The 21,285-nt window shown below is 46.2% G+C and carries 17 protein-coding genes and 1 other annotated feature; of the genes, 6 read left to right on the top strand and 11 right to left on the bottom strand.

Going from position 1 to position 21,285, the window contains the following annotated elements:
- Positions 1 to 4: 4 nt before the first annotated feature.
- Genes thrC through thrA form a run of 3 tightly spaced genes read right to left on the bottom strand, consistent with a single transcriptional unit; the run spans position 5 to position 4,718 of the window.
- Positions 5 to 1,288, bottom strand: a complete 1,284-nt coding sequence (gene thrC, locus L1D15_RS16645; RefSeq protein WP_239876468.1) for a threonine synthase — start codon at positions 1,286 to 1,288, stop codon at positions 5 to 7.
- Positions 1,285 to 2,241, bottom strand: coding sequence for a homoserine kinase (gene thrB, locus L1D15_RS16640; RefSeq protein ID WP_239876499.1), 957 nt, complete (start codon positions 2,239 to 2,241; stop codon positions 1,285 to 1,287). Before thrB ends, thrC begins: the two co-directional genes overlap by 4 nt.
- A gap of 17 nt (positions 2,242 to 2,258) precedes the next feature.
- Complete coding sequence (gene thrA / locus L1D15_RS16635; protein ID WP_239868712.1) at positions 2,259 to 4,718, bottom strand: bifunctional aspartate kinase/homoserine dehydrogenase I; 2,460 nt, start codon at positions 4,716 to 4,718, stop codon at positions 2,259 to 2,261.
- A gap of 29 nt (positions 4,719 to 4,747) precedes the next feature.
- Positions 4,748 to 4,867: a sequence feature (Thr leader region), on the bottom strand.
- A 283-nt stretch (positions 4,868 to 5,150) separates the two neighbouring features.
- On the opposite strand from thrA, the gene L1D15_RS16630 reads away from it, so the two are divergent.
- Positions 5,151 to 5,612, top strand: coding sequence for a hypothetical protein (locus L1D15_RS16630; RefSeq protein ID WP_239838510.1), 462 nt, complete (start codon positions 5,151 to 5,153; stop codon positions 5,610 to 5,612).
- Here L1D15_RS16630 and L1D15_RS16625 read toward each other — a convergent pair.
- Together L1D15_RS16625 and L1D15_RS16620 are read right to left on the bottom strand one after the other, a co-directional pair.
- Positions 5,609 to 6,094, bottom strand: coding sequence for a putative 4-hydroxy-4-methyl-2-oxoglutarate aldolase (locus tag L1D15_RS16625; protein WP_239868718.1), 486 nt, complete (start codon positions 6,092 to 6,094; stop codon positions 5,609 to 5,611). The genes L1D15_RS16630 and L1D15_RS16625 overlap by 4 nt on opposite strands.
- A 29-nt stretch (positions 6,095 to 6,123) precedes the next feature.
- Positions 6,124 to 6,513, bottom strand: coding sequence for a DUF3293 domain-containing protein (locus L1D15_RS16620; RefSeq protein ID WP_239876467.1), 390 nt, complete (start codon positions 6,511 to 6,513; stop codon positions 6,124 to 6,126).
- A 325-nt stretch (positions 6,514 to 6,838) separates the two neighbouring features.
- Between L1D15_RS16620 and arcA the strand changes: the two genes are divergently transcribed.
- The gene (gene arcA, locus L1D15_RS16615; RefSeq protein WP_239838513.1) at positions 6,839 to 7,555 is read left to right on the top strand and encodes a two-component system response regulator ArcA; all 717 of its coding nucleotides are present in this window, start codon (positions 6,839 to 6,841) and stop codon (positions 7,553 to 7,555) included.
- Positions 7,556 to 7,695: 140 nt separating this feature from the next.
- Here the strand turns inward: arcA and hldE are convergent, their stop codons facing one another.
- The 3 genes from hldE to L1D15_RS16600 all read right to left on the bottom strand — a co-directional run bounded on the left by hldE (position 7,696) and on the right by L1D15_RS16600 (position 13,383).
- On the bottom strand, positions 7,696 to 9,126 hold the full coding sequence (gene hldE, locus L1D15_RS16610; protein ID WP_239838514.1) for a bifunctional D-glycero-beta-D-manno-heptose-7-phosphate kinase/D-glycero-beta-D-manno-heptose 1-phosphate adenylyltransferase HldE: 1,431 nt from the start codon (positions 9,124 to 9,126) through the stop codon (positions 7,696 to 7,698).
- Positions 9,127 to 9,186: 60 nt separating this feature from the next.
- Positions 9,187 to 12,027, bottom strand: a complete 2,841-nt coding sequence (gene glnE / locus L1D15_RS16605; RefSeq protein ID WP_239876466.1) for a bifunctional [glutamate--ammonia ligase]-adenylyl-L-tyrosine phosphorylase/[glutamate--ammonia-ligase] adenylyltransferase — start codon at positions 12,025 to 12,027, stop codon at positions 9,187 to 9,189.
- Positions 12,028 to 12,126: 99 nt separating this feature from the next.
- Entirely contained in the window at positions 12,127 to 13,383 is a 1,257-nt protein-coding gene (locus L1D15_RS16600) for a methyl-accepting chemotaxis protein (protein WP_239838516.1), read from the bottom strand.
- A gap of 115 nt (positions 13,384 to 13,498) precedes the next feature.
- Between L1D15_RS16600 and L1D15_RS16595 the strand changes: the two genes are divergently transcribed.
- Positions 13,499 to 14,263, top strand: a complete 765-nt coding sequence (locus tag L1D15_RS16595) for a potassium channel family protein (RefSeq protein WP_239868731.1) — start codon at positions 13,499 to 13,501, stop codon at positions 14,261 to 14,263.
- Positions 14,264 to 14,291: 28 nt separating this feature from the next.
- Here L1D15_RS16595 and L1D15_RS16590 read toward each other — a convergent pair whose 3' ends face one another.
- Positions 14,292 to 15,809, bottom strand: coding sequence for an inorganic triphosphatase (locus L1D15_RS16590; RefSeq protein ID WP_239876465.1), 1,518 nt, complete (start codon positions 15,807 to 15,809; stop codon positions 14,292 to 14,294).
- A 204-nt stretch (positions 15,810 to 16,013) separates the two neighbouring features.
- Here L1D15_RS16590 and L1D15_RS16585 point away from each other — a divergent pair, with 204 nt between their 5' ends.
- The 3 genes from L1D15_RS16585 (at position 16,014) to L1D15_RS16575 (ending at position 18,850) form a co-directional block, all read left to right on the top strand.
- On the top strand, positions 16,014 to 16,694 hold the full coding sequence (locus L1D15_RS16585) for a TIGR00153 family protein (protein WP_239838519.1): 681 nt from the start codon (positions 16,014 to 16,016) through the stop codon (positions 16,692 to 16,694).
- A 130-nt stretch (positions 16,695 to 16,824) separates the two neighbouring features.
- The gene (locus tag L1D15_RS16580) at positions 16,825 to 18,084 is read left to right on the top strand and encodes an inorganic phosphate transporter (RefSeq protein ID WP_239838520.1); all 1,260 of its coding nucleotides are present in this window, start codon (positions 16,825 to 16,827) and stop codon (positions 18,082 to 18,084) included.
- A gap of 154 nt (positions 18,085 to 18,238) precedes the next feature.
- Positions 18,239 to 18,850: a TIGR04211 family SH3 domain-containing protein gene (locus tag L1D15_RS16575; protein ID WP_239876464.1), complete on the top strand. Its 612-nt coding sequence runs from the start codon at positions 18,239 to 18,241 to the stop codon at positions 18,848 to 18,850.
- Between the two features lie 40 nt (positions 18,851 to 18,890).
- Here L1D15_RS16575 and L1D15_RS16570 read toward each other — a convergent pair whose 3' ends face one another.
- Positions 18,891 to 19,658 carry a general secretion pathway protein GspB gene (locus L1D15_RS16570; protein ID WP_239876463.1) on the bottom strand — a complete coding sequence of 256 codons (768 nt, stop codon included), beginning with the start codon at positions 19,656 to 19,658 and terminating at the stop codon, positions 18,891 to 18,893.
- The gene (locus tag L1D15_RS16565) at positions 19,658 to 21,265 is read right to left on the bottom strand and encodes an ExeA family protein (protein ID WP_239876462.1); all 1,608 of its coding nucleotides are present in this window, start codon (positions 21,263 to 21,265) and stop codon (positions 19,658 to 19,660) included. Before L1D15_RS16565 ends, L1D15_RS16570 begins: the two co-directional genes overlap by 1 nt.
- Between the last annotated feature and the right edge of the window lie 20 nt (positions 21,266 to 21,285).

Below are 21,285 nucleotides of genomic sequence, written 5' to 3'. Positions count from 1 at the left end.
TAAATTACTTTTGCACTCGACGCAGAACGTCTTTCAATAAATCGAAGTCATTGGCTAAGTCTTCAGAAAGCAATTCCATCTCAGCGTGTTTTGCGAGCGGTCCTGGTAGAGCGATATGTGAATCAAGAATCTCATCAACAACTTCTTTGAATTTGGCCGGGTGAGCGGTGCAAAGGAATAACCCCGTTTCCCCATCTTGCAACTGCTCTTCAAGGACGCGGTATGCAATTGCACCATGCGGCTCACAAAGATAACCAAGCGAGTACAACTCTTTGACTGACTGCGCACTTTGCTCATCTGAAACTGCACCTTTGCCTAATGTCTCTAGGCCCCACTCTTTCACGCGGCATAGTTCTTCGATACGCGGCCAGTTGTTTGGCTGGCTTACATCCATCGCATTCGATGTGGTTGCCACTGTAGGTTTTGGCTCCCAGCTCCCCGTCTCTAGGTAACGCGGCACAGTATCATTAGCGTTTGTTGCCGCAATAAAACGTTTAATTGGCAGGCCAAGTGCTTTCGCCAGTAGACCTGCGGTTAAGTTACCAAAGTTACCGCTTGGCACAGAAACGACCAAGTTTTCGCGCTCTTCCTTACTCATTTGCGCTGCGGCCTCAAAGTAGTAACAGATTTGCGCCATCAAACGACTAATGTTGATTGAGTTTGCAGAGTTCAGGCCTATCTCTTCACGCAGTGCCGCATCATCAAACGCCTGCTTAACTAGCGCCTGACAAGCATCGAAGTCACCATCGATCGCTACGGTGTGAATATTTTTACCAAGCGTGCAGAATAATTTCTCTTGCAGTGGGCTGATCTTGCCTTTCGGGTACAGAATCACCACATTGATGTCTTCCATACCGTAAAAAGCATGCGCGACTGCGGCGCCCGTATCACCAGAGGTAGCAGTCAAAATGGTAATTTTACCACCGTCTGAAACCGCGGCTAAGGATTGCGCCATAAAGCGGCCACCAAAGTCTTTAAACGCTAGAGTTGGGCCATGGAAAAGTTCAAGAGCGTAAACGCCTTGTTTGACTTCATTGATTGGTGCCGGAAATTGGAATGCCGCATCAACCATAGAGTGAACTTTATCTTGCGCCAGCTCATCACCAATCAACGCTGACAAAATTTTAGTGCTACGAGACACGAAGTCTTCTGCTAGCAGAGCATCAACATCATCAAATTTCGGCAATTCCGATGGAAAAAACAGACCTTGATTACGGCCTAACCCTTGGCGAACGGCTTGACCAAAGGAAACTTGTTCATCATTTTCTTTTATATTGTAAAGCTTCATAGCTCACTTCCTGTTACTTTCGAGCCCTGCTTGTCTAAACGGCAAACATGGACGAATCCTTCTTGGTTTTGTACGTAATTTTGTTCTAACCAGCGAGCAACTCGCTCAGCGACATCTTTATCTTTGCAAATACTAAACAGCGTCGGGCCACTTCCTGAAATGCCCGTCGCCAGAGCGCCTGCTGTTGCCGCATATTTACGTGCATCAGCAAAGCCCGGTAGCAGTTTCTCACGATACGGTTCAGCGATCACGTCTTTGATCATCTTAGCCGCCAGCTCTGGCTGGTTCGAGTGGCAAGCATGGATAAAGCCGGCCAAGTGTCGACCATGAGCAATGATATCCTGACGACGATATTGAGATGGTAGGATCTCACGAGCTTCCGCCGTTGATACCTTAATACCCGGGTACGCCATTACCCAGTACCAGTCATCAAAACATGGCACTTCCTGACTGATGATACCGAGCTCTTCAAGCATTAGCTGAACACCACCTAGATAGCATGGCGCGACATTGTCGTAATGTACGCCACCAGATATCTGCCCTTCCATCTCACCCATTAATGCCAATAGCTCAGTTTTATCCAATGGGTTACCATGGAACTGGTTTAGCGCATCCAGAGCCGCAACAATGGAGCAGGCACTGGAGCCTAACCCAGAACCGATCGGCATGTTCTTCTCAAGCGTCATTTCAAGAGGTAACAGAGTCACGCCTTTCTTATCTAGCTCTCTGGCGAACACTTGCCAACAATCATAAACGATATTTTCTTTAGGCTTTTCCGGTAACTTGGAAACAAAATCGCCCGCTGTTTTGAGGCTAAAAGACTCGTTTCCAGCTTTCACCATCACTCGGTCACCAAGCAAGGTGCCATCAATAGGCGATACCGCAGCACCGAGCACATCAAAACCAACACTCACGTTACCTATTGACGCTGGGGCGTAAACCACCACATCCATACCACTACTCATCCGTCTTAAACCCCTAGCTTCCATCCTAAAGTACGCATCACATCCGAGAAAACCCCAGCCGCCGTCACTTCTGTACCTGCGCCATAACCACGCAGCACCAATGGAATAGGCTGGTAATAGCGACTATAGAAAGCGAGTGCATTTTCACCATCCTTGATCTTGAACATAGGATCATTTTCATCCACAGCAGCCATACTAACACGACATTGGCCGTCATTGATTTCACCGACATAACGCAGCACTTTACCTTCTTGTGCGGCCTTGGCAGACAACTCTTGGAAGTAAGCATCTGCCTCAGGCAATCGGGCCATAAACTCATCTACGCTGCCAGAATCATCAAAACCTGGTGGCAATGCTTGATCAACAATCACATCTTCCAGCTCTAAATTCATACCAGCTTCACGCGCCAGAATTAGTAGCTTACGAGCGACGTCCATACCAGACAGATCATCACGTGGATCTGGCTCCGTAAAGCCATTGTCTTTCGCAATATTGGTCGCCTGACTTAGCGTCATACCTTCATCAAGCTTACCGAAGATGTATGACAGCGAACCTGACAGAATCCCGCTAAAACGCTCAAGTTCATCCCCTGCAGAAATAAGGTTTTGCAGGTTTTCGATCACTGGTAGACCAGCACCAACTGTTGTTTCATACATTAACTTGCGACGTGAACTACGGGCGATATCACGTAGCTGGTGGTAATACGCCATGCTCGCTGTGTTGGCTTTTTTATTTGGTGTGACAACGTGGAAGCCCGCCGCCAAAAAGTCCGCATACTGATTAGCGATAGATTCCGAAGAAGTACAATCCACCAGAACGGGGTTGATAATGTGGTTGCGCTGGACCAAAGAAATCAACCGTGCAAGGCTAAACTCTTCAGTTGCGTCGTTCATACGGTCACGCCAGTGTTCTAAGGGTAGACCTTCACTATCGAGCAGAAGGCCTTTGCTGTTCGCCAAACCACACACTCTTAGAATGATGCCTTTTTCCGCCAGTTTCGCTTGCTGACGTTGGATTTGATCTACCAGTTCACCACCAACACCACCAACACCGACCACAAACACATCCAAGAAGTGTTTAGAGTTAAACAGGTTCTCATGACAAGCTTTGATCGCTTCAGAAATTTTATCTTCAGGAATCACAGCAGAAATTGCACGTTCCGATGAGCCTTGTGCGATAGCAACGATGTTCACGTTCACTTCGGCTAAAGAAGAGAAGAACTGAGAGGCGACACCACGGGAAGTACGCATACCATCGCCAACTAGTGTCACAATAGCTACATCGTCCATAAACTCAACTGGCTCGAGCAGACCATCTTTGAGCTCCAACTCGAACGAGTCGCTAAGCGCTTGCTGAGCGATTGCTTTATCTTCCGCTTCGATACAGAAACTAATGCTGTACTCAGAAGAGGACTGGGTAATCAACACAATCGATACGCCCGCTGAAGACATAGCACCAAACACACGACTCGCCATGCCAACCATGCCTTTCATGCCTGGGCCAGAGACGTTAACCATAGTCAGATCACTGAGCGTAGTGATGCCTTTGATCGCTAGATTATCTTCACCCGTATCTTGACCGATTAATGTACCGGCTCCTTGAGGATTAAAGCTATTTTTGATCAAACATGGGATGTGGAATTGGGCAATTGGAGCGATGGTTTTCGGGTGAAGAACAGAAGCACCAAAGTAAGACAGCTCCATCGCTTCTTGGTAGCTCAACGATTTGAGTAAACGCGCATCATCGACCAAGCGTGGGTCACAGTTATATACACCATCGACATCTGTCCAAATTTCACAACAATCAGCACGTAAACACGCAGCTAAAACCGCCGCCGAATAGTCTGAGCCATTACGCCCTAGAGTGACGAGTTCACCCTCTTCGTTACCCGCGGTAAAGCCCGGCATGATGTTAACGTGCCCCTGTGGTAATGGATTCTGACGGAAATTCTGAGTCGAGACCTCAACGTCAACCATCGCCTCTAAGTGTTCACCGTTTGCGTAAAGGTATTTAACTGGATCAATCAGGCTGGCAGGTTGACCTTTTGCTTCCAATACCGCTTTCATAAGCTGAATGGAAACACGCTCACCTTTACTGATGATGCGAGCATTAACGTTATCTGGGCACATCCCTAATAAATCGATGCCATGAACAAATTGGCGTAGCTGAGTCAGAGACGTTTTGACTTGATTGTCATAGCCAGAGCCATCAATGTTAGGTAAAACTTGCTTGATATCCTGATACAGATCGCGAAAAGAATCTTCCAACTCCGCGATTTGTAACTCCGCTTGGCCATTTTTCAGTGCTCCCTCAATCACGGCCACGAGTTTATTGGTTGTCTTACCCGGTGCTGAAAGAACCACAGCGACCTCTTCCTGCTGTGCATTATTAGCAATGATATCTGCTGCTCGCAAAAAACGATCAGCATCTGCTAATGATGAACCTCCAAACTTTAATACACGCATCCCTTTCTCCAAATGTCTGTAAATTGGTATAAAAAAAGGCCTGTATCTTGTGGGATACAGGCCTTTTCTTTGAATTTCTTTCGCTTAGCAGCCTGCCCCAACATGTGTGATGTCGGTAATAATAATGGTTGTGGTCATTACTACTAGGCTATGGCTGTACATATATATTTTTTGTTGCGATTGTGTGTTTGCTTACCCATACGTTTAACCTATTTGTTTAGCATGAGTCAACGAAAAGTTTTTATTTTTTGTTTACACTTCGTTCGGTTCGTCTTCTGTGAGCCAGTTCAATAAGTTACCTTTTATATCTAAAATATAAACAAGATTGCATATTGGCTAATTCACGAAATTACTGAAAAAGTGACTACCAGAGCTGAGGTTTTATGCTTTAATTGATCTTGCGGTGGATAAGTAACAATCAAGGAGTGGCAAATGAAAACAACACTAAGCCTTTTGCTTACTCTTGTTGCGTGCTCATCGATGGCAACAGAGCTTCCAGCTTTGCCATCGCAGCAAAAAAACTCTCCGCACAAGTTGTTCCTATCTAGTGAAGCTAATCAACACGATTTTGATACTTGGAAAATTGATGGTGGCTATTCATACAATGTTTTCGATAATATCGATCTTTACGTTGGGGCTAGAGTTAATCAAGGGAATCACACCAATGAAAGTGGTTTTTTAAGTGGTGTTAGCTATCAGATAACGCCAAGAGTCTCAGTAAAAAGTACTCTGCACTCCTACAATGAAGACAGCACTGAGGAAGGGACTGACAAAGTCATCTCAGCCGAAGTATCTAGCCGTATGAGGTTAACTGAAAACCTTGATCTTCACGCCACCCTCGAACATCAAGAGTGGCAACAAGAGCTGGAAGTCGGTATCGGCTTTCGCTTTTAACTCCAGTCCAATAATTCAGTAGACATTAGCACCCCATTCCAATCGGCGTAGACATAATCGCCAGGCTGAATCATTTGGTTATGAACCGTCAGTGTCACATTTGTATCACCAGCTCCTCGCTTCTCCGTCTTAAATGGGCTAGTCCCTAAAGCTTTTACACCAAGTTCCATTTCAGCCATTGCAGCAGCATCTCGAATAGCACCATACACAATTACGCCTTCCCAATGGTTATCAATTGCAAGAATCGCCAGTTGATCACCAAGTAAAGCTTTCTGACAGGAGCCATGCCCATCGACAATCAAAACTTTTCCTTTGCCGTTCTGACTCAACGTTTCCCTAACTTTAGAGTTATCGTGATAACAACGAACGGTCACTATCTCCCCCCAAAATGCACTTTTCTTACCAAAAGTATGCAGTGGGATATCTAATGAGGTGACTTTATCTTCATGCTTATCACATATATCCGGTGTAATATCTTTCATTTTTCCTCCATGAATCTGGCTTTAAATCCTTACCTGCATCGACATTGCCATTGCCCCAAGTTGACCTTAGTCGCATCAGCTAAACATGAGAGCAAAAACAGCTCGTCACCTATCACATAATAGATTGCATTCTGTTTATATTTACGCCCTAACAGCAGAGCTTGTTGTTGCTCAATATCGACAGCGAAACTCTCTTCAGCCCAAGCAAAACTTTCATCTCCCACTAATACTTCAACAAAGTAAGTATGGCCAAAATCTTGGGCTAAGTCGTGATTATTTCGATCATTTTGTGGCTTCGACAACCACTGACTCGCGGGATTCCACGCAGTTATAATCGCAAACCTTGTTGTGCTTGGTTTGCGAGAAAACTTGAAATAAGGCTCTGAATATTCTTGCCAAAGTTGCGCATCTATCATCATGTAAACCACAGTTTTACATTTGTTTTAGACTATTAATATTTGTTACATTCGAACTCTTGATATAAATCAACAAAGTGCATGGAATTAACATTATGACGTTGTTAGCATGCTGTTAACATTATAGAATCCGCCTCAAAGACTAATAGAGCGTGTGAGGAAAAGGGACCTCAAGAAGCGAATTGGGACCAAGGAAGGCGGGCAATCAAAGAAACAATGTATTTTTACAGTCTTTGGTTTATTATCAACATCAAATTACCTGTATGTTAGGTTTTTGCCTAGAATTTATTCTATTAGCACAATTTTTTCACAAGTTTAGGTACCGCCAATGCAAACCCCGCACATTCTTATTGTTGAAGATGAGCAAGTAACTCGTAACACTCTAAAGAGTATTTTTGAAGCAGAGGGATACGCTGTTTTCGAGGCCAGTGACGGTGAAGAGATGCACCAGGTGCTGTCTAATAACCAGGTCAACCTGGTTATTATGGACATCAACCTTCCAGGTAAAAATGGCCTTCTGCTAGCACGTGAACTGCGCGAGCAAGCGAATGTGGCATTAATGTTCCTGACTGGTCGTGACAACGAAGTCGACAAGATCCTTGGCCTTGAGATCGGTGCAGATGACTACATTACCAAGCCATTTAACCCGCGTGAGCTAACGATCCGTGCCCGTAACCTACTAAATCGCTCTATGAGCACCAGCGTGGTCACGGAAGAAAAACGCAGCGTTGAAAAATACGAATTCAACGGCTGGGTATTGGATATCAATAGCCGCTCACTAGTGAGCCCAAGTGGCGATGGCTACAAACTGCCTCGTTCTGAGTTCCGTGCCCTGCTTCATTTCTGTGAAAACCCAGGCAAGATCCAGACACGTGCTGACCTGCTTAAGAAGATGACTGGTCGTGAGCTTAAGCCACATGACCGTACTGTCGATGTGACTATCCGTCGTATCCGTAAGCATTTTGAATCAGTCTCAGGTACACCAGAAATCATCGCGACGATTCACGGTGAAGGTTACCGATTCTGTGGTGATTTAGAAGAATAATCACCAAGACGAAGAAAGAAAAATGGAGCCAATTGGCTCCATTTTTTGTTTTTTCTTTGTCGGCTGTGACTTAAATGGTAACAAGTTATGCACAAAGCCTGACTCAGACAGAGCTCAATAACGCGCTGCCTGATGTGTCTTTAGCCTTTGCCACCTTTGATTGCATCAATGATCTCAGTCGTTGAGCAACCATCTTCAAAGTTGAGTACTTTAACTTCACCACCATTGGCAATCACTTCTTTGCCACCAGCAATCTCTTCAGGCTTGTAATCACCACCTTTGACAAGCATGTCTGGCAAAACTTCTGAAATCAGGCGCTGAGGCGTTTCTTCGCCAAACGGTACAACCCAATCTACGGCACCAAGGCCAGCCAAAACCGCCATACGGCGATCTGTCGGGTTAACCGGGCGACCAGGGCCTTTCAAACGCTTCACCGATTCATCGGTGTTCACAGCGACAATCAGGCGGTCACCCAATTCAGCAGCATGGTTCAGATAGGAAACGTGTCCAGCATGCAGAATGTCGAAACAACCATTGGTCATCACTACCTTCTCGCCCTTCGATTGTGCGTTCTTCACCGCTTCAATCAGCGCCTGTTCAGTGATAACACCAAAATCAGTGTCTTGACTGCCATGAACCGCTTCAGCTAGTTCAATGGTTGATACAGTGGATGTACCCAGCTTACCAACCACGACGCCTGCTGCAGCATTTGCCAATGCGCAAGCTTCATCAAGGGGCTTACCCGCCGCCACTGATGCCGCCAGCACAGAAATCACGGTATCACCTGCACCCGTTACGTCATAGACCTCTTGTGCAAGAGTTGGTAGGTGGAATGGTTCCTGCCCACGGCGCAGCAAGGTCATACCGTGCTCACTGCGCGTCACCAATAATGCATCAAAATCGAACTCTTCAATCAGCGCTAAGCCCTTCTCAACCAAGTCTTGTTCAGATTTCACTTTCCCCACAACCAGCTCAAATTCAGCCATGTTAGGGGTCAGTAATGTTGCGCCACGGTAGCGTTCAAAATCCGCACCTTTAGGGTCAATAAACACAGGCACCTTGGCGGCACGTGCTTTCTGAATAAACTGCTGAACGTGCTCCAATGCACCTTTCGCATAATCAGACAGAACAACCGATTTCACTTTTGGTAGTGCCTGCTCCATACGATCTAAAATCAGCTCGGCATCGGTATTTTCAAATTTGTCTTCGAAATCTAGGCGGATCAGCTGCTGACCACGGCTCAAAACGCGAAGTTTAGTAATGGTTGGATAGTTTGGCAGAGCCACAAAGTCACACTTTACTTTCAGTGCAGACAGCGTCTCATTAAGCACTTTAGCTGGCTCATCAATCCCAGTTAAACCCACGATATGCGCATGGCCGCCCAAAGAAGCAATATTCATTGCCACATTCGCTGCACCACCTGGACGCTCTTCGTTATTTTCTACTTTTACTACAGGAACTGGGGCTTCTGGGGAAATGCGTCCAGTCGGACCATACCAGTAACGATCAAGCATGACATCACCGATGATCAATACACCAGAATCACTATAGTTCGGTAGGATTGGTTTCATTATGGGTCTCCAAATTCTAATTCGGGCAAGAGTTTAACACAGGGGATAAGGACCCTAAACCTATTCTAACCACTCATGCCAAAGCGCTTTAACCAGCTCTCGCTCTTTGACAAATTTTTCTTCAGCCACATCGGCCTCAAGATTCAATAAATTGCGATGATGAATTTGATCGCGCATCGTTGTGTATGCCTGAGTCAATGCCATCGCAGGAGCTTCATCCATAATGCCTTGTGCCATCATGGATTCAAAGATTCTGACGTTATCACTCCATCGAGTCAGCTTAGGTTTTTCATGGCTGTACCTTAAGACTAGGTACTGAGCAAGAAATTCCACATCGGTAATACCACCGGGATCTTGCTTAAGCATAAAGCGACCTGCTTTTTTCCCACCAAGGTGCTCTCGCATCTTGACTCGCATCTCCGTGACATCCTTTTTGAGCTTTGACTCTTCTCTTACCAAACTCAAAATATTATGTCTTGTCTGAGAGAACACGTGTTGCAGTGGCTGATCCCCATAGATCATTCGTGCTCTTACCAGTGCCTGATGCTCCCAAGTCCACGCCTCTTTATGCTGGTATTCATCAAAGGCATCTGCAGGACTAACCAACAACCCTGAAGCACCTGAGGGGCGCAGTCGGGTATCCGCTTCGTATAAGATGCCTGACGCCGTTCTTGTTGAAAATATATGAATGATGCGCTGGGCCAAACGTAAGTAGAATTGGCGACCATCAATCTCTTTTTTCCCATCGGTATAGGCATGAACTGGGCAATCATGCATAAACACAATATCCAGATCCGAGTTGTACCCTAGCTCCCAGCCGCCTACTTTGCCGTAACCAATCACAGCAAAACCTCGACCCTCTCTATCTTTTAGATGTGTTGGCTCACCATATTTCTCCGCCATTTGCAGCCACGCCTGATTGACAACCGACTCCACAATAGCCTCTGCCAGATAAGTGAGGTGATCACTCACTTTCATAACAGGCAGTACTCCTGCAATGTCTGCGGCAGCGATGCGTAAAATACAGATCTGCTTAAACTGACGCAGTGCTTCCATCTGTTGCTCCATATCGTCTTCCGGGATACGAGCAAGGAAATCACGCAGTTCAGTACGGTAGCTTTCCAATGGTACGGGATTGTACAACTGCTGCGGATCAATCAGCTCATCAAGCAGAATCGGATAACGTCCAAGCCGCTCAGAAATCATCGGGCTGGCCGTGCACAATCTAACTAGCTGCGTCAACGCTGCAGGGTGCTCATCCAATAACTCCAAATACGTTGTTCTAGTCACGATCTTATGCAGCAAATGTAAGACACGGGGTAAGCCATATTTGGCATCTTGATGAGAATAGATCGCCGCAAAGATCTTTGGCATTAAACGGTTCAGAACTTCTCGACCACGAGGCCCCAGTGTCTTCTTCGCAAGATCTTGTTTAAATTGAATAACGGTTGATGCCATTTCAGTAGCATCGCCGATCGCAATATCCTGCTCAAGTACCGCTTCAATTACATCTGGCTTCTCCGCCATATCCCACAGCTCATGAAAATGCTTGGCGACCTCGGAGCATTCCTCTTCTTCATCGCCAATCAAACTATTGAATACCTGATGAACATTGCGCATATGCTGACGCACTTGCTCGATCAGTGAAGTCCAATCCGAGAATCCCATTGCAACAGCAAGTTGCAGCTGTTCAACCTCACTTTCTGGTAGAGTTTGCGTTTGTTTATCAGCCATTGCTTGAAGCAGGTTTTCCAAGCGACGAAGGAACTTGTACGCATGTTTGAGATTACTCACTTCTTCACTGGTTAGTTGCTCCAGCTCTTCAATTGCGTCGAGAGTCATCAGTAACCCTCGGTGACGCAGGTTTGGCTCACGGCCTCCTCGAATCAACTGAAATACCTGAGCGATAAACTCGATTTCCCGAATGCCGCCCGCTCCTAGCTTGATATTATTTGTTAAACCACGACGACGAACTTCACTGCTGATCATTGACTTCATGCGCCGTAGTGACTGAATCGCACTGAAATCAATATAACGACGGAAAACAAACGGGCGCAGCATCTGACGTAATTCCTGATATTGCGGATACATCTCACGCCCCATTACACGCGCTTTGATCATCGCGTAACGCTCCCAATCGCGTCCTTGCTCTTGGTAATAGTCCTCTAACGCCGCGTAACTCATCACCAACGGGCCACTGTCACCAAAAGGACGTAACCGCATATCGACACGATAGCAAAAACCATCAAACGTCTGCTGGTCGAGCGCTTTGATGATGCGTTGTCCTAGGCGAGTAAAAAACTGAGCATTGGCAATACTGCGACGAGCGCCTTGAGTGTCACCGTTTTCTGGGTAAGTGAAAATAAGATCAATATCTGAGGAGAAGTTCAGCTCTCCGCCACCAAGCTTACCCATGCCAATAATCAACATTGGCTGCGCTTCACCCGCTTCATTACAAGGAGTTCCCCACAAATCACAACACGCTTTGTATTGCCATTGGTAAGTCTCAAAAATCATCGCCTCCGCCAACTGAGACAAGTGCTCTAGGCTTTGTTCAAGCTCCCAACTGCCTATGAAATCTCGCCATGCAATGTATGTCATCTCGCGATTACGAAACTGTCTGAGTACTCGGTGACCTTGCATTTCATCACTGCATCCGGCCAATAACTCTTCCAGACGCTGTCGATATGCTTCGTGCCGAGACTCTGCCTCCAACATCTCAGGCAAATGTTGATGCAAATACTCATCTTGCTGCAGGGTGTCGACAATAAACTGACTCAACCCAGCCACATAGCTAAGCTCCTTACGATAAGAGTCAGGCCACTCTTGAATAGCCTGATGTTGCAGTAGGGATTCCAGAGCCGTCTGAGAAACAGAAGCAAGACTTGCGGGCAATTGCATGGTTCTTCCTTGGTTCGATAAATTCTTTGATAGCGTTTTATACCAATAAAAAACGCCCACTAACACTGAGTGGGCGCTGATTCATAGGACTTGTGACTATTAGACTTTAAAGGATGTGATCTTGGCATCTAAGGCTTCAGCATTTTTCTGCATGATCTCTGAAGTTTCAAGTAATTCTGATACCACTGTCACCGACGCTTCCACCAGCTCACGAACGTTCGTGAGGTTTTGATTCATCTCTTCTGCCACACTACTTTGTTGCCCTGCGGCGGTCGCTATTTGGAAATTCATATCGTTAATTTGGTTGACTTGCGTGACGATACCATCCAACTCACTACCGGCATTGGTGACCAAATCCACGCCTTCAGCCGCCTCAACCACACTTTTTTCCATCAGCTCAACTGCTGAGCTCGCACTGGATTGCAGCTGAGTGATCATATCCTGAATTTCTACTGTCGCGTTCTGAGTACGCTGGGCTAGGCTGCGAACTTCATCTGCTACGACGGCAAATCCGCGACCCGCTTCCCCCGCCCTCGCTGCTTCAATCGCAGCATTGAGTGCCAACAGGTTTGTTTGCTCTGAGATACCTTGAATAGTGCCAACCACACTGCCGATTGACTCGACACTCTCCTCAACCTGATTCACAGCCTGTGCTGAAGCGGAAATATCTCTCGATAGTTCGCTGATTTTATGTACGGTATCCTGAACAAACCGCTGACCACTTTCCGCCTGACCGGAAGCATTCTCAGTCAACGAAGACGCATTTTGCGCATGATCCGCAACGGTTTGGACCGTTGATGACATCTCACTCATTGCCGTAGCCAATTGATCAATCTCGTTAAACTCTTCTTGCGCTGACTCTTTGGTTTCCGACATGCTCAAGGTCATGACTTCTGTTAGGCCTGCCAGTTCCTGTGATGCTTCAATTTGCAGTTTGATCATGTCCTGCAGTTGCACTCGCGTCTTTTCCAATTCACGAGCCACGTCACCGTATTCATCCTTACAGTCCATTTCAATTGGCACCGATAAGTTACGATCTGCCATTAATTTGATCGCATCACTAAGATATTGAGTTTGACGTAACATGATCCGTGCAGCGAATAAAAGCAAGACAACAAACACAATGATCATAGTGGCCGTTTGCCACGCCACCTGCACCATGTAAGCCTCATAGTGTTCCTGCGCAACCTGAACATTTTTCGTAGCGGCGAGAAGAGAATCATAAAAAGTACTCGCATCCCATAGTTGTTTGCCGATGATCAAAATGGTACTGAACACCATCAACATCACCATTTTGGGAACCAAACGAATATCCGTTATCACTCGTTCCCATGGCTTAAATGCCATCTTGGTCATTGTTAGTTCTCCGCTAAGTCTTATATATTTGTTTTTCCTGATACAGTCAGGAGGCTGTACACTGCCGCTCGTGACTATCGATAGATAGCGAATACATATTTATTTTGAGCCTCGTATGAATATAGATGATATCAAATCTGATACAAAACCAATGAGCTTACTGTCACTAATCCTGTCTTTCATGGCACTATTTGTGATCTCTGGCCTGCTGTTCTTCCCACTCAGCACTCAAACGCGACAAGTTCTTATCGGCTTAGACTTTATTATCTGTAGCGTCTTTCTCCTTCAGCTAAGCGTAGATTTGATCCGCTCTACAGATCGCATGCAATTTATGAAACGACACTGGATTGACTTCATCGCCAGCATCCCAATGATCGAGCCACTACGCTTTGCTCGGTTATTCCATATCCTGCGCGTGATTCTGGTCATCCGTTCGAGCAAACTTCTCATCAAGCAGCTACTTGTGAATCGTCGTGAAACGACTCTGGCTTCTATCCTATTACTGATGGTGGTCTTGCTCACCATAGGCTCAAGCATGATGCTATTCGTGGAGGGAAAATCACCGGAGGCCAATATTCAAACGGGAGGGGATGCGATGTGGTGGGCATTGGTAACCATCTCTACCGTAGGCTATGGCGATCACTTTCCGGTGACTGATGCAGGAAAGATCCTTGCCTCAGGTCTGATCATATGTGGGGTGGGTATTTTTGGTATGATTTCCGGTTTGATCACTTCGCTGATCACTTCACCTACTGAAGTCCAAGCCAAACGCTCTGAGAATAAAGAACGCTTACTATTAGAGTTGGTAGAGAAACAAAACGAAATCTTGCACCGCTTAGAGCGCTTGGAACAGCAAACTCAACAAAAACGGGAGCCATAAGGCTCCCGCTTCCACCCTAGTACGCCGCTTAGTCTTGCCAATAGGGTTCCGCTTCAATACAAATGATGCGCGTTTGCTCCATGGCATGGAGGATTGAACGCTCCTGTCGAGACAACCAGCGTTGAAGCTGTTCTTGCTCCTCGCCTTCCAGTTTATTCACCATCTTGTCTAAAGTACGCAGTTTCAGTAGATCATCGATACCATGTAGCAAATCGCTCCAAGGCAAACGGAAGCTATTGCGCTCCTCGAAGTCAAATAGACTCGCAAAACTGACTCCGGTGTATAGGTTGCGCATCAGGCGATACTGCTGATCGATATAGTCCTGACTGCTCAAGGCACGCTCTGGCGGAAAAGCTTCCATTAACTCAGCCCAAGTGCGATCCAACTGCTTGACAGAGAAAGGTTCAATCGTCAGTGACATCTTATCGCGCGCTTTCTCATCGAGAAATGGTTGCCAACCACGCGTTAAAATCCAACGACTTAAATCCAGTAAGAGCCCTGTGTATCTGGCCGAATTTAACAGGGTCAGTATTTCTTCACGAGCAGGCAACGCTTCCTGAATCACTTTGAGTTCTTCAAGCAGAAACTTACGCGCATCGAGTTTGCGCAGTGCATGGCCTTTATCGTCGAGCAATGCTTCAAGGTAGTCATAGTCATGTAACCACTCTAGCTCTTGCTCAAGCCACTTAAGTTCTTGACGTACTAACGCACTCGCTCGGCGCGGCACCACGCCGCCATATACAGTCAAAACTTGACGAATAAAACTGATGGCGTTTTTAATCTCATGTAAGGCTTCGACAGATTCACGTTCAGCATAAATTTGTTCGTGATAATGCCAATGAGATAAACCATGTTCCAGAGAGTTGATAAAGCAAGACTCCACAGTGTCGTGTTTATCTGTACTCACCAACGCCATAGGCTTCACTTCATCTCCAGTATAACCACTAGCAAGGCGATAACCTTTCGCCGCTTTACTCAAGTTACCTAGGCGCATGCCCCCCTCTTCAGAAAAACGACGGGCTAAGGTAAATAAGGCATCGGTTTGACCGGATTTCAGTTCCAGTTCCACTTCGCAAATCGGATCTTCTTTATCACCAGACTCTACATTACCTTGGTCAAACGCAACTTCGATTTGGCTGCCATCAGGCATCGCAATCAACCATTGTTCACGAGTAAAATTGGTAGAGAAAAGCGGGATAAGTTCAGATTGGAGTGTGTCGGCGTCTTTACCAGTTGGCCAGATATCTGACGGGTGAAGAGAAAGAAGTGGCTCGTTACTGTCATGTTCAGCGTTAAACTCTGGTCGTTGATGTAACCCAGCGACGACACGCCCGGAAGTCTTGACCGTCTGAACGTAAACATCATCAAAACGACGGATTCTTAAGCCAATGTCATGCTGACGTAACCAATTGTCGGGAGTATCAAAGTAGGTATTTCCTAGCTCACGACAACTGTGCTGAAGTACTTTTGCTTGGGCGATTTTATTTCGCAAAGTCTCTGAAAAATCAGGAGAAACAAAAAACTTCAGTTCTATCTCGGTTTCCATAGCTATACCTTTTAAAACAGATACGAACAGGATATTGCCAATTTTCGCACTGGGCAAGAAAGAAATATCGCCGTAATGATGATCTAAAACAGTTTTAATGATGGATTTAATGCGTTACCATGCGCGCCTTTATAGCCATCGTTCAACATTTCACCACGAATGGTGTATGTTATTTTTAGGTTATATTAATTAGGTTGAATGACCATGCCAGTAAATACAATTATGGGGTTATTTGCAAAGTCCCCTATTAAGCCTTTGCAGCGCCACGTTGTGTGTGTTAACGAATGTTGTTCTCATCTGGTTAATTTCTTTGAAGTCAGTTCAAAGGGTGACTGGGAGAAAGCTTCAGAAATTCGAGCACAGATTTCTCACCTAGAGAAAGAAGCTGACGTACTTAAGCGCGAAATTCGCCTTAAACTTCCTCGCGGTTTGTTTATGCCAGTAGATCGTAGCGACATGCTTGAACTGCTGACTCAGCAAGACAAACTGGCAAACCTAGCAAAAGATATTGCGGGCCGTGTGTACGGTCGACAATTGACTATCCCAGAGCCACTCCAGGAAAACTTCATTGCGTACGTCAAACGTTGCCTAGATGCAGCAAATCAAGCGCAAAAAGTCATCAATGAGCTCGACGAGTTATTGGAAACGGGATTTAAAGGCCGCGAAGTAACACTTGTGGCTGAAATGATCCACCAACTGGATGTGATTGAGGACGACACAGACGCGATGCAGATTCAACTTCGCCAACAACTGATGGTGATTGAAGGCGATCTGAATCCGATTGATGTGATGTTCCTTTATAAAATTCTTGAATGGGTAGGTGGCATAGCAGATCAGGCGCAACGTGTTGGTGCGCGTCTGGAACTCATGTTATCTCGCTCATAAACAAATAAGTTAACCAAATAACGAAGAGCATCTTAATAGCACTCCCCTGATAGGCGTTAAATAACGAGGCGCCGAAGGGGCTTTGTCGTGCCAAATTTGCTCCGCTTGTTATCAACAACTAGGTATTACGATGGATATCCTTGCGAACTACGGCACTGTCCTGATTATTATTGCAGCAGCTTTTGGATTTATGATGGCGATTGGTATTGGCGCGAATGACGTGGCCAATGCAATGGGTACATCGGTAGGCTCCAAAGCTCTCACCGTAAAACAAGCGATCATTATCGCGATGATCTTTGAATTTGCGGGGGCATACCTTGCAGGCGGTGAAGTCACCGACACTATCCGTAAAGGCGTCATCGAAACGTCACTTTTTGCCAGCCAGCCAGATGTGCTTGTCTTTGGCATGATGTCCGCCCTGCTTGCTGCGGGAACATGGCTTCTGCTTGCTTCTTACATGGGTTGGCCAGTATCAACCACTCACTCTATCATTGGTGCCATCATCGGCTTTGCCTGTGTATCTGTGGGGACAGAAGCGGTTGATTGGGGCTCAGTTCAAGGCATCGTTGGTAGCTGGATCATTACTCCAGTTATTTCAGGTTTCTTTGCCTACGTGATTTTCGTCAGCGCTCAGCGCCTGATCTTTGATACTGAAAAGCCTCTCTTTAACGCTAAGCGTTTCGTCCCAGTCTACATGTTTATCACCACCATGGTGATTGCACTGGTAACGATCAAGAAAGGCCTTAAGCACGTTGGTCTTCACCTTTCAGATGGTGAAGCGTGGATGTGGGCTGCGGGAGTATCGGCACTGGTTATGACAGGTGGTTACTTCTACATTCAGAAGAAATTTTCAAGCCGCGAAGATGACCACGGTTTTGCTGGTGTTGAAGGTATCTTCAGCGTACTCATGGTTATTACAGCGTGTGCGATGGCATTTGCTCACGGCTCAAACGACGTTGCTAACGCAATTGGTCCTCTTTCTGCTGTTGTCTCTACGGTTGAGCACATGGGTGAAATTTCTGGTAAGAGCACCATTGCTTGGTGGATTTTACCTCTTGGTGGTTTCGGTATTGTTGTTGGTCTGGCTACGCTAGGTCACAAAGTAATGGCAACCGTAGGAACAGGCATTACTGAACTGACACCTAGCCGCGGCTTCGCAGCTCAGCTGGCAACAGCTTGTACGGTGGTTCTAGCATCAGGTACAGGTTTACCAATCTCCACCACACAAACACTGGTCGGTGCGGTATTAGGTGTTGGTTTTGCTCGCGGTATTGCTGCCTTAAACCTAGGTGTGGTACGTAACATTGTCGCCTCTTGGATTGTCACCTTACCTGCAGGTGCACTGTTGGCCGTTGTTTTCTTCTACGCTATTCAGGCAATGTTCATCTAAAGAACAGGTCAATGACGTGTTAACTCACTGTCATTATTGACTCAAATCCACAGAAAGGGAGGCTTAGCCTCCCTTCTTTGTTGCAGAGATTGGGGAAACTACTTACTATTTGGCACTAGCAAGTGATAGACAAAAGACTGTTAAAGGATTTACCGTGAAAAAACTGGTTTGCTTCGTTCTAGCATCAATGCTCGCTGTTCCAGCAGCAATGGCTCAAGACCGATACATTTCTGATAAGCTATTTACCTACATGCACTCTGGTCCTAGTAACCAATTTCGTATCATCGGCAGTGTCGATGCCGGTGACAAAGTGAAGCAACTTTCAACCAACCGCGATACGGGCTACACGCAAATTGAAGATGCCAAAGGCCGAAAAGGCTGGGTAGAAAGCCGTTTCGTGACCAGACAAGAAAGCATGGCACTTCGTCTACCGAAGCTAGAAAAAGAACTGGCTGAAGTAAAAGAAAAACTTGCCAATGCACGTTCGAATGCAGACCAAGAAAAAGCCGGCTTAGCCGACTCACTAGAAAACCGTAATCGCCAGATTGCCGATCTTGAGAAGAGCTACGGTGAAATCAGTCAACAGCTGACAGCTTCACAGGAAGAAGTCCGTAATCTACGTGCCAAGCTAGATACACAAAAAGATGACCTGCTGTTGAAGTACTTTATGTACGGTGGTGGTGTCGCAGGTATTGGATTGCTATTTGGCTTATTGTTGCCGCATATTATCCCACGTAAGAAGCGTTCCCCTTCTGGTTGGGCATAAAGATAGAACACCAAAAAAGGTCGCGAAGGCGACCTTTTTCTTACCCTTTCCAATCATATAAAGCTGGCACTTCAATAACAGAACCGTTGAATGATATGGTGCTACGTTGCGGTTCAATATGCTGTAACTGAATGTCATTACGGATCCAATCACCTTCACGATATTCCGTGCCATTTATTTTCACCCAACGCTTATCTGGGTTACTCGAATACACATGAGTCTGAAAATTCAGCGCAGGTAACTTACCTTGCCAATCCCTACTGTGTACCGCCAGATCTGAAGCCCGACTGTTGGTACGAGAGGCTGGTGGTTCATGGGACTCAAGAGCCGATTCAACACGCATTGCTAGCTCAGGTGAAAGCCCTGACAAATCCAAACCTTCCAATAAAGCATTATTTTCTGGCTGAGTTTGAGGTTCAATACGTGACTCAACCACTTGTGGAAGCTCTACATCCTCTAAAGCCGCTTGGCTGACTAATTCAACCTCACTCACCGAGCCCACAAAATCATGTGTCTCACGCAGCTCAGTAAATGACGGGTAAGGTAAACTCTGATAAGCAAACGGTACTTCCAACACCTGCGTTTTCGCCTGATTATTCACCAGCCACGCCTCTCGCTGCTCTGTATAGCTCTGATAAATCCCTATCCCACCAGTCAGTAATGCCGGCGCGACGACAACCGTGACCAATAGCCAACCGGGTGCAGTACGAGTTATCGAAGAGCGTTTGGCCACCTCAAAGTGGTTCATTGCATTCAACGCTTGGTGGTTTTGTTCAGAGCGCTCTAAAGCCTGCAATACTTTCGACATTATGCTTTCTCCTCTGAAACATTTAGGCTAGGTGCATTATCTTGTGAAAGCTTTTCTAGACGTTGCAGAGTTTGACGCCCAGCGATACCATCCACATGCAAGCCTTGCCACTGTTGGAATAGCTTTACTTTACGCATCAATTCTTGGTCATAGACATCGGATTGCCTTTGCGATTCTCCCAATACCTCGGACAGCCGTTGATCGAGAGCAGCAATCGCTTGACCTGACATACGAGGTTTTAATGTCTGACGCCAATAACTTTGCCAAATTTGGTAATACTGCCCTTGCCAAAGTTGATTGAGCTTAGCAATAGGCAACTCAATTCGCTCAGTGCCTAGTAGTAATTGAGCAGTATCATGGCTTAACTTATACAGTACTGCATAACTCTCTAGGCCATCTTTTCTTAACGATAAGAGTACAGGCACATTCGCTTGTTTGAGTTCAGTCAGTGTACCGTTTGACTCCGCACAACGGAAAACACTCTGATCAGTTGGCTGACACAAACGTTCAGCCACAGAAGCATTCAGCCCCCAAACATGGTAAAGCTCTGCGATCCCTTGCTGGAAATTGGTTGAGCGCGCCAATGTTGCTTGCAATTGCGTTGGAAACACTTCTTTTTCCTCAGTGATCGACTGCTGAGGTGGGTAAGCCCCTCGAAGGTGATCCTGAATTTGTTGATTCACCAGCTGAGGAGCCAACCAATAACTACCAACGGCAAAGATAGCGCCGACGGCACTCGCTAGGGCTAATGATGAACGGCGGCGCTCTTGCTGCGCAGCTTGTGGTGGATGGTAAGACGTCTGAAAACTCATAATTTCTTCACAAGCTTGCTCAACACTAGCATGGCTTGGAATCGTTTCACCAATACTGTATGCACGCTTCAAAGCCGCATCGCAAATTAGGTTGATCAGGCGTGGAATCCCTAATGACTGTTGGGCAATATGTTTGAGTGACCTAGCAGAAAATAGGCTCGGCTCGCCTCCAGCTAACTCCAATCGATATTGGATATAACTGGCCGTCTCTTTAATATCTAAAGGCAGCAGATGATAGCGGCCTGTAATACGCTGTGCCAATTGACGAAGTTGTGGCATTTGCAACTTCTGCTGTAGCTCTGGTTGGCCAACTAAGAGCACTTTGAGCAGTTTCTGATTGTCGGTCTCAAGATTGGTCAGTAGCCTCAACTGCTCCAATACTTCGGCAGATAAATGCTGAGCCTCATCAATGACCAGTAGGGTCTGCACACCATTCGCATAACTGCAGAGAAGGAACTCATGGATTTTTTGATTGAGCTGCTTCAGTGTTGACCCCGTCTGGTACTCAATCGAAAATTCATCGCAGATTGCTTCCAGCAGCTCTATGCTTGAAAAGGTGGGGTTTAGGATCAATCCTGGCTGAGTATCACTTCCCAATGATTTTAGCAATGCACGAGCAACGGTTGTTTTACCTGTCCCAACTTCGCCCGACAGCATTGCGAAGCCACCGCCTTCTCCTAGGCCGGCTTGCAATCGAAACAGCGCTTCTTTATGCCTCTGGCTTTGAAACAGAAAACGAGAATTCGGCACAATCGAAAACGGCAGCTCTGTGAATCCAAAATGTTGTTTATACATACTTCTCGTCTCTGGGAATT

The sequence above is a fragment of the Vibrio sp. Isolate25 genome, assembly GCF_022398025.1.
Lineage (GTDB): Bacteria > Pseudomonadota > Gammaproteobacteria > Enterobacterales > Vibrionaceae > Vibrio > Vibrio coralliilyticus_A.
The sequence above is the reverse complement of the archived record's forward strand: the minus strand, read 5'-3'. Positions and strand labels throughout refer to the sequence as shown.

Excerpts from the sequence above, each read along its gene's own strand:
- thrC (WP_239876468.1), bottom strand. The coding sequence starts at position 1,288 with ATGAAGCTTTACAATATAAAAGAAAATGATGAACAAGTTTCCTTTGGT.
- thrB (WP_239876499.1), bottom strand. The coding sequence starts at position 2,241 with ATGGATGTGGTGGTTTACGCCCCAGCGTCAATAGGTAACGTGAGTGTT.
- thrA (WP_239868712.1), bottom strand. The coding sequence starts at position 4,718 with ATGCGTGTATTAAAGTTTGGAGGTTCATCATTAGCAGATGCTGATCGT.
- L1D15_RS16630 (WP_239838510.1), top strand. The coding sequence starts at position 5,151 with ATGAAAACAACACTAAGCCTTTTGCTTACTCTTGTTGCGTGCTCATCG.
- L1D15_RS16625 (WP_239868718.1), bottom strand. The coding sequence starts at position 6,094 with ATGAAAGATATTACACCGGATATATGTGATAAGCATGAAGATAAAGTC.
- L1D15_RS16620 (WP_239876467.1), bottom strand. The coding sequence starts at position 6,513 with ATGATGATAGATGCGCAACTTTGGCAAGAATATTCAGAGCCTTATTTC.
- arcA (WP_239838513.1), top strand. The coding sequence starts at position 6,839 with ATGCAAACCCCGCACATTCTTATTGTTGAAGATGAGCAAGTAACTCGT.
- hldE (WP_239838514.1), bottom strand. The coding sequence starts at position 9,126 with ATGAAACCAATCCTACCGAACTATAGTGATTCTGGTGTATTGATCATC.
- glnE (WP_239876466.1), bottom strand. The coding sequence starts at position 12,027 with ATGCAATTGCCCGCAAGTCTTGCTTCTGTTTCTCAGACGGCTCTGGAA.
- L1D15_RS16600 (WP_239838516.1), bottom strand. The coding sequence starts at position 13,383 with ATGACCAAGATGGCATTTAAGCCATGGGAACGAGTGATAACGGATATT.
- L1D15_RS16595 (WP_239868731.1), top strand. The coding sequence starts at position 13,499 with ATGAATATAGATGATATCAAATCTGATACAAAACCAATGAGCTTACTG.
- L1D15_RS16590 (WP_239876465.1), bottom strand. The coding sequence starts at position 15,809 with ATGGAAACCGAGATAGAACTGAAGTTTTTTGTTTCTCCTGATTTTTCA.
- L1D15_RS16585 (WP_239838519.1), top strand. The coding sequence starts at position 16,014 with ATGCCAGTAAATACAATTATGGGGTTATTTGCAAAGTCCCCTATTAAG.
- L1D15_RS16580 (WP_239838520.1), top strand. The coding sequence starts at position 16,825 with ATGGATATCCTTGCGAACTACGGCACTGTCCTGATTATTATTGCAGCA.
- L1D15_RS16570 (WP_239876463.1), bottom strand. The coding sequence starts at position 19,658 with ATGTCGAAAGTATTGCAGGCTTTAGAGCGCTCTGAACAAAACCACCAA.
- L1D15_RS16565 (WP_239876462.1), bottom strand. The coding sequence starts at position 21,265 with ATGTATAAACAACATTTTGGATTCACAGAGCTGCCGTTTTCGATTGTG.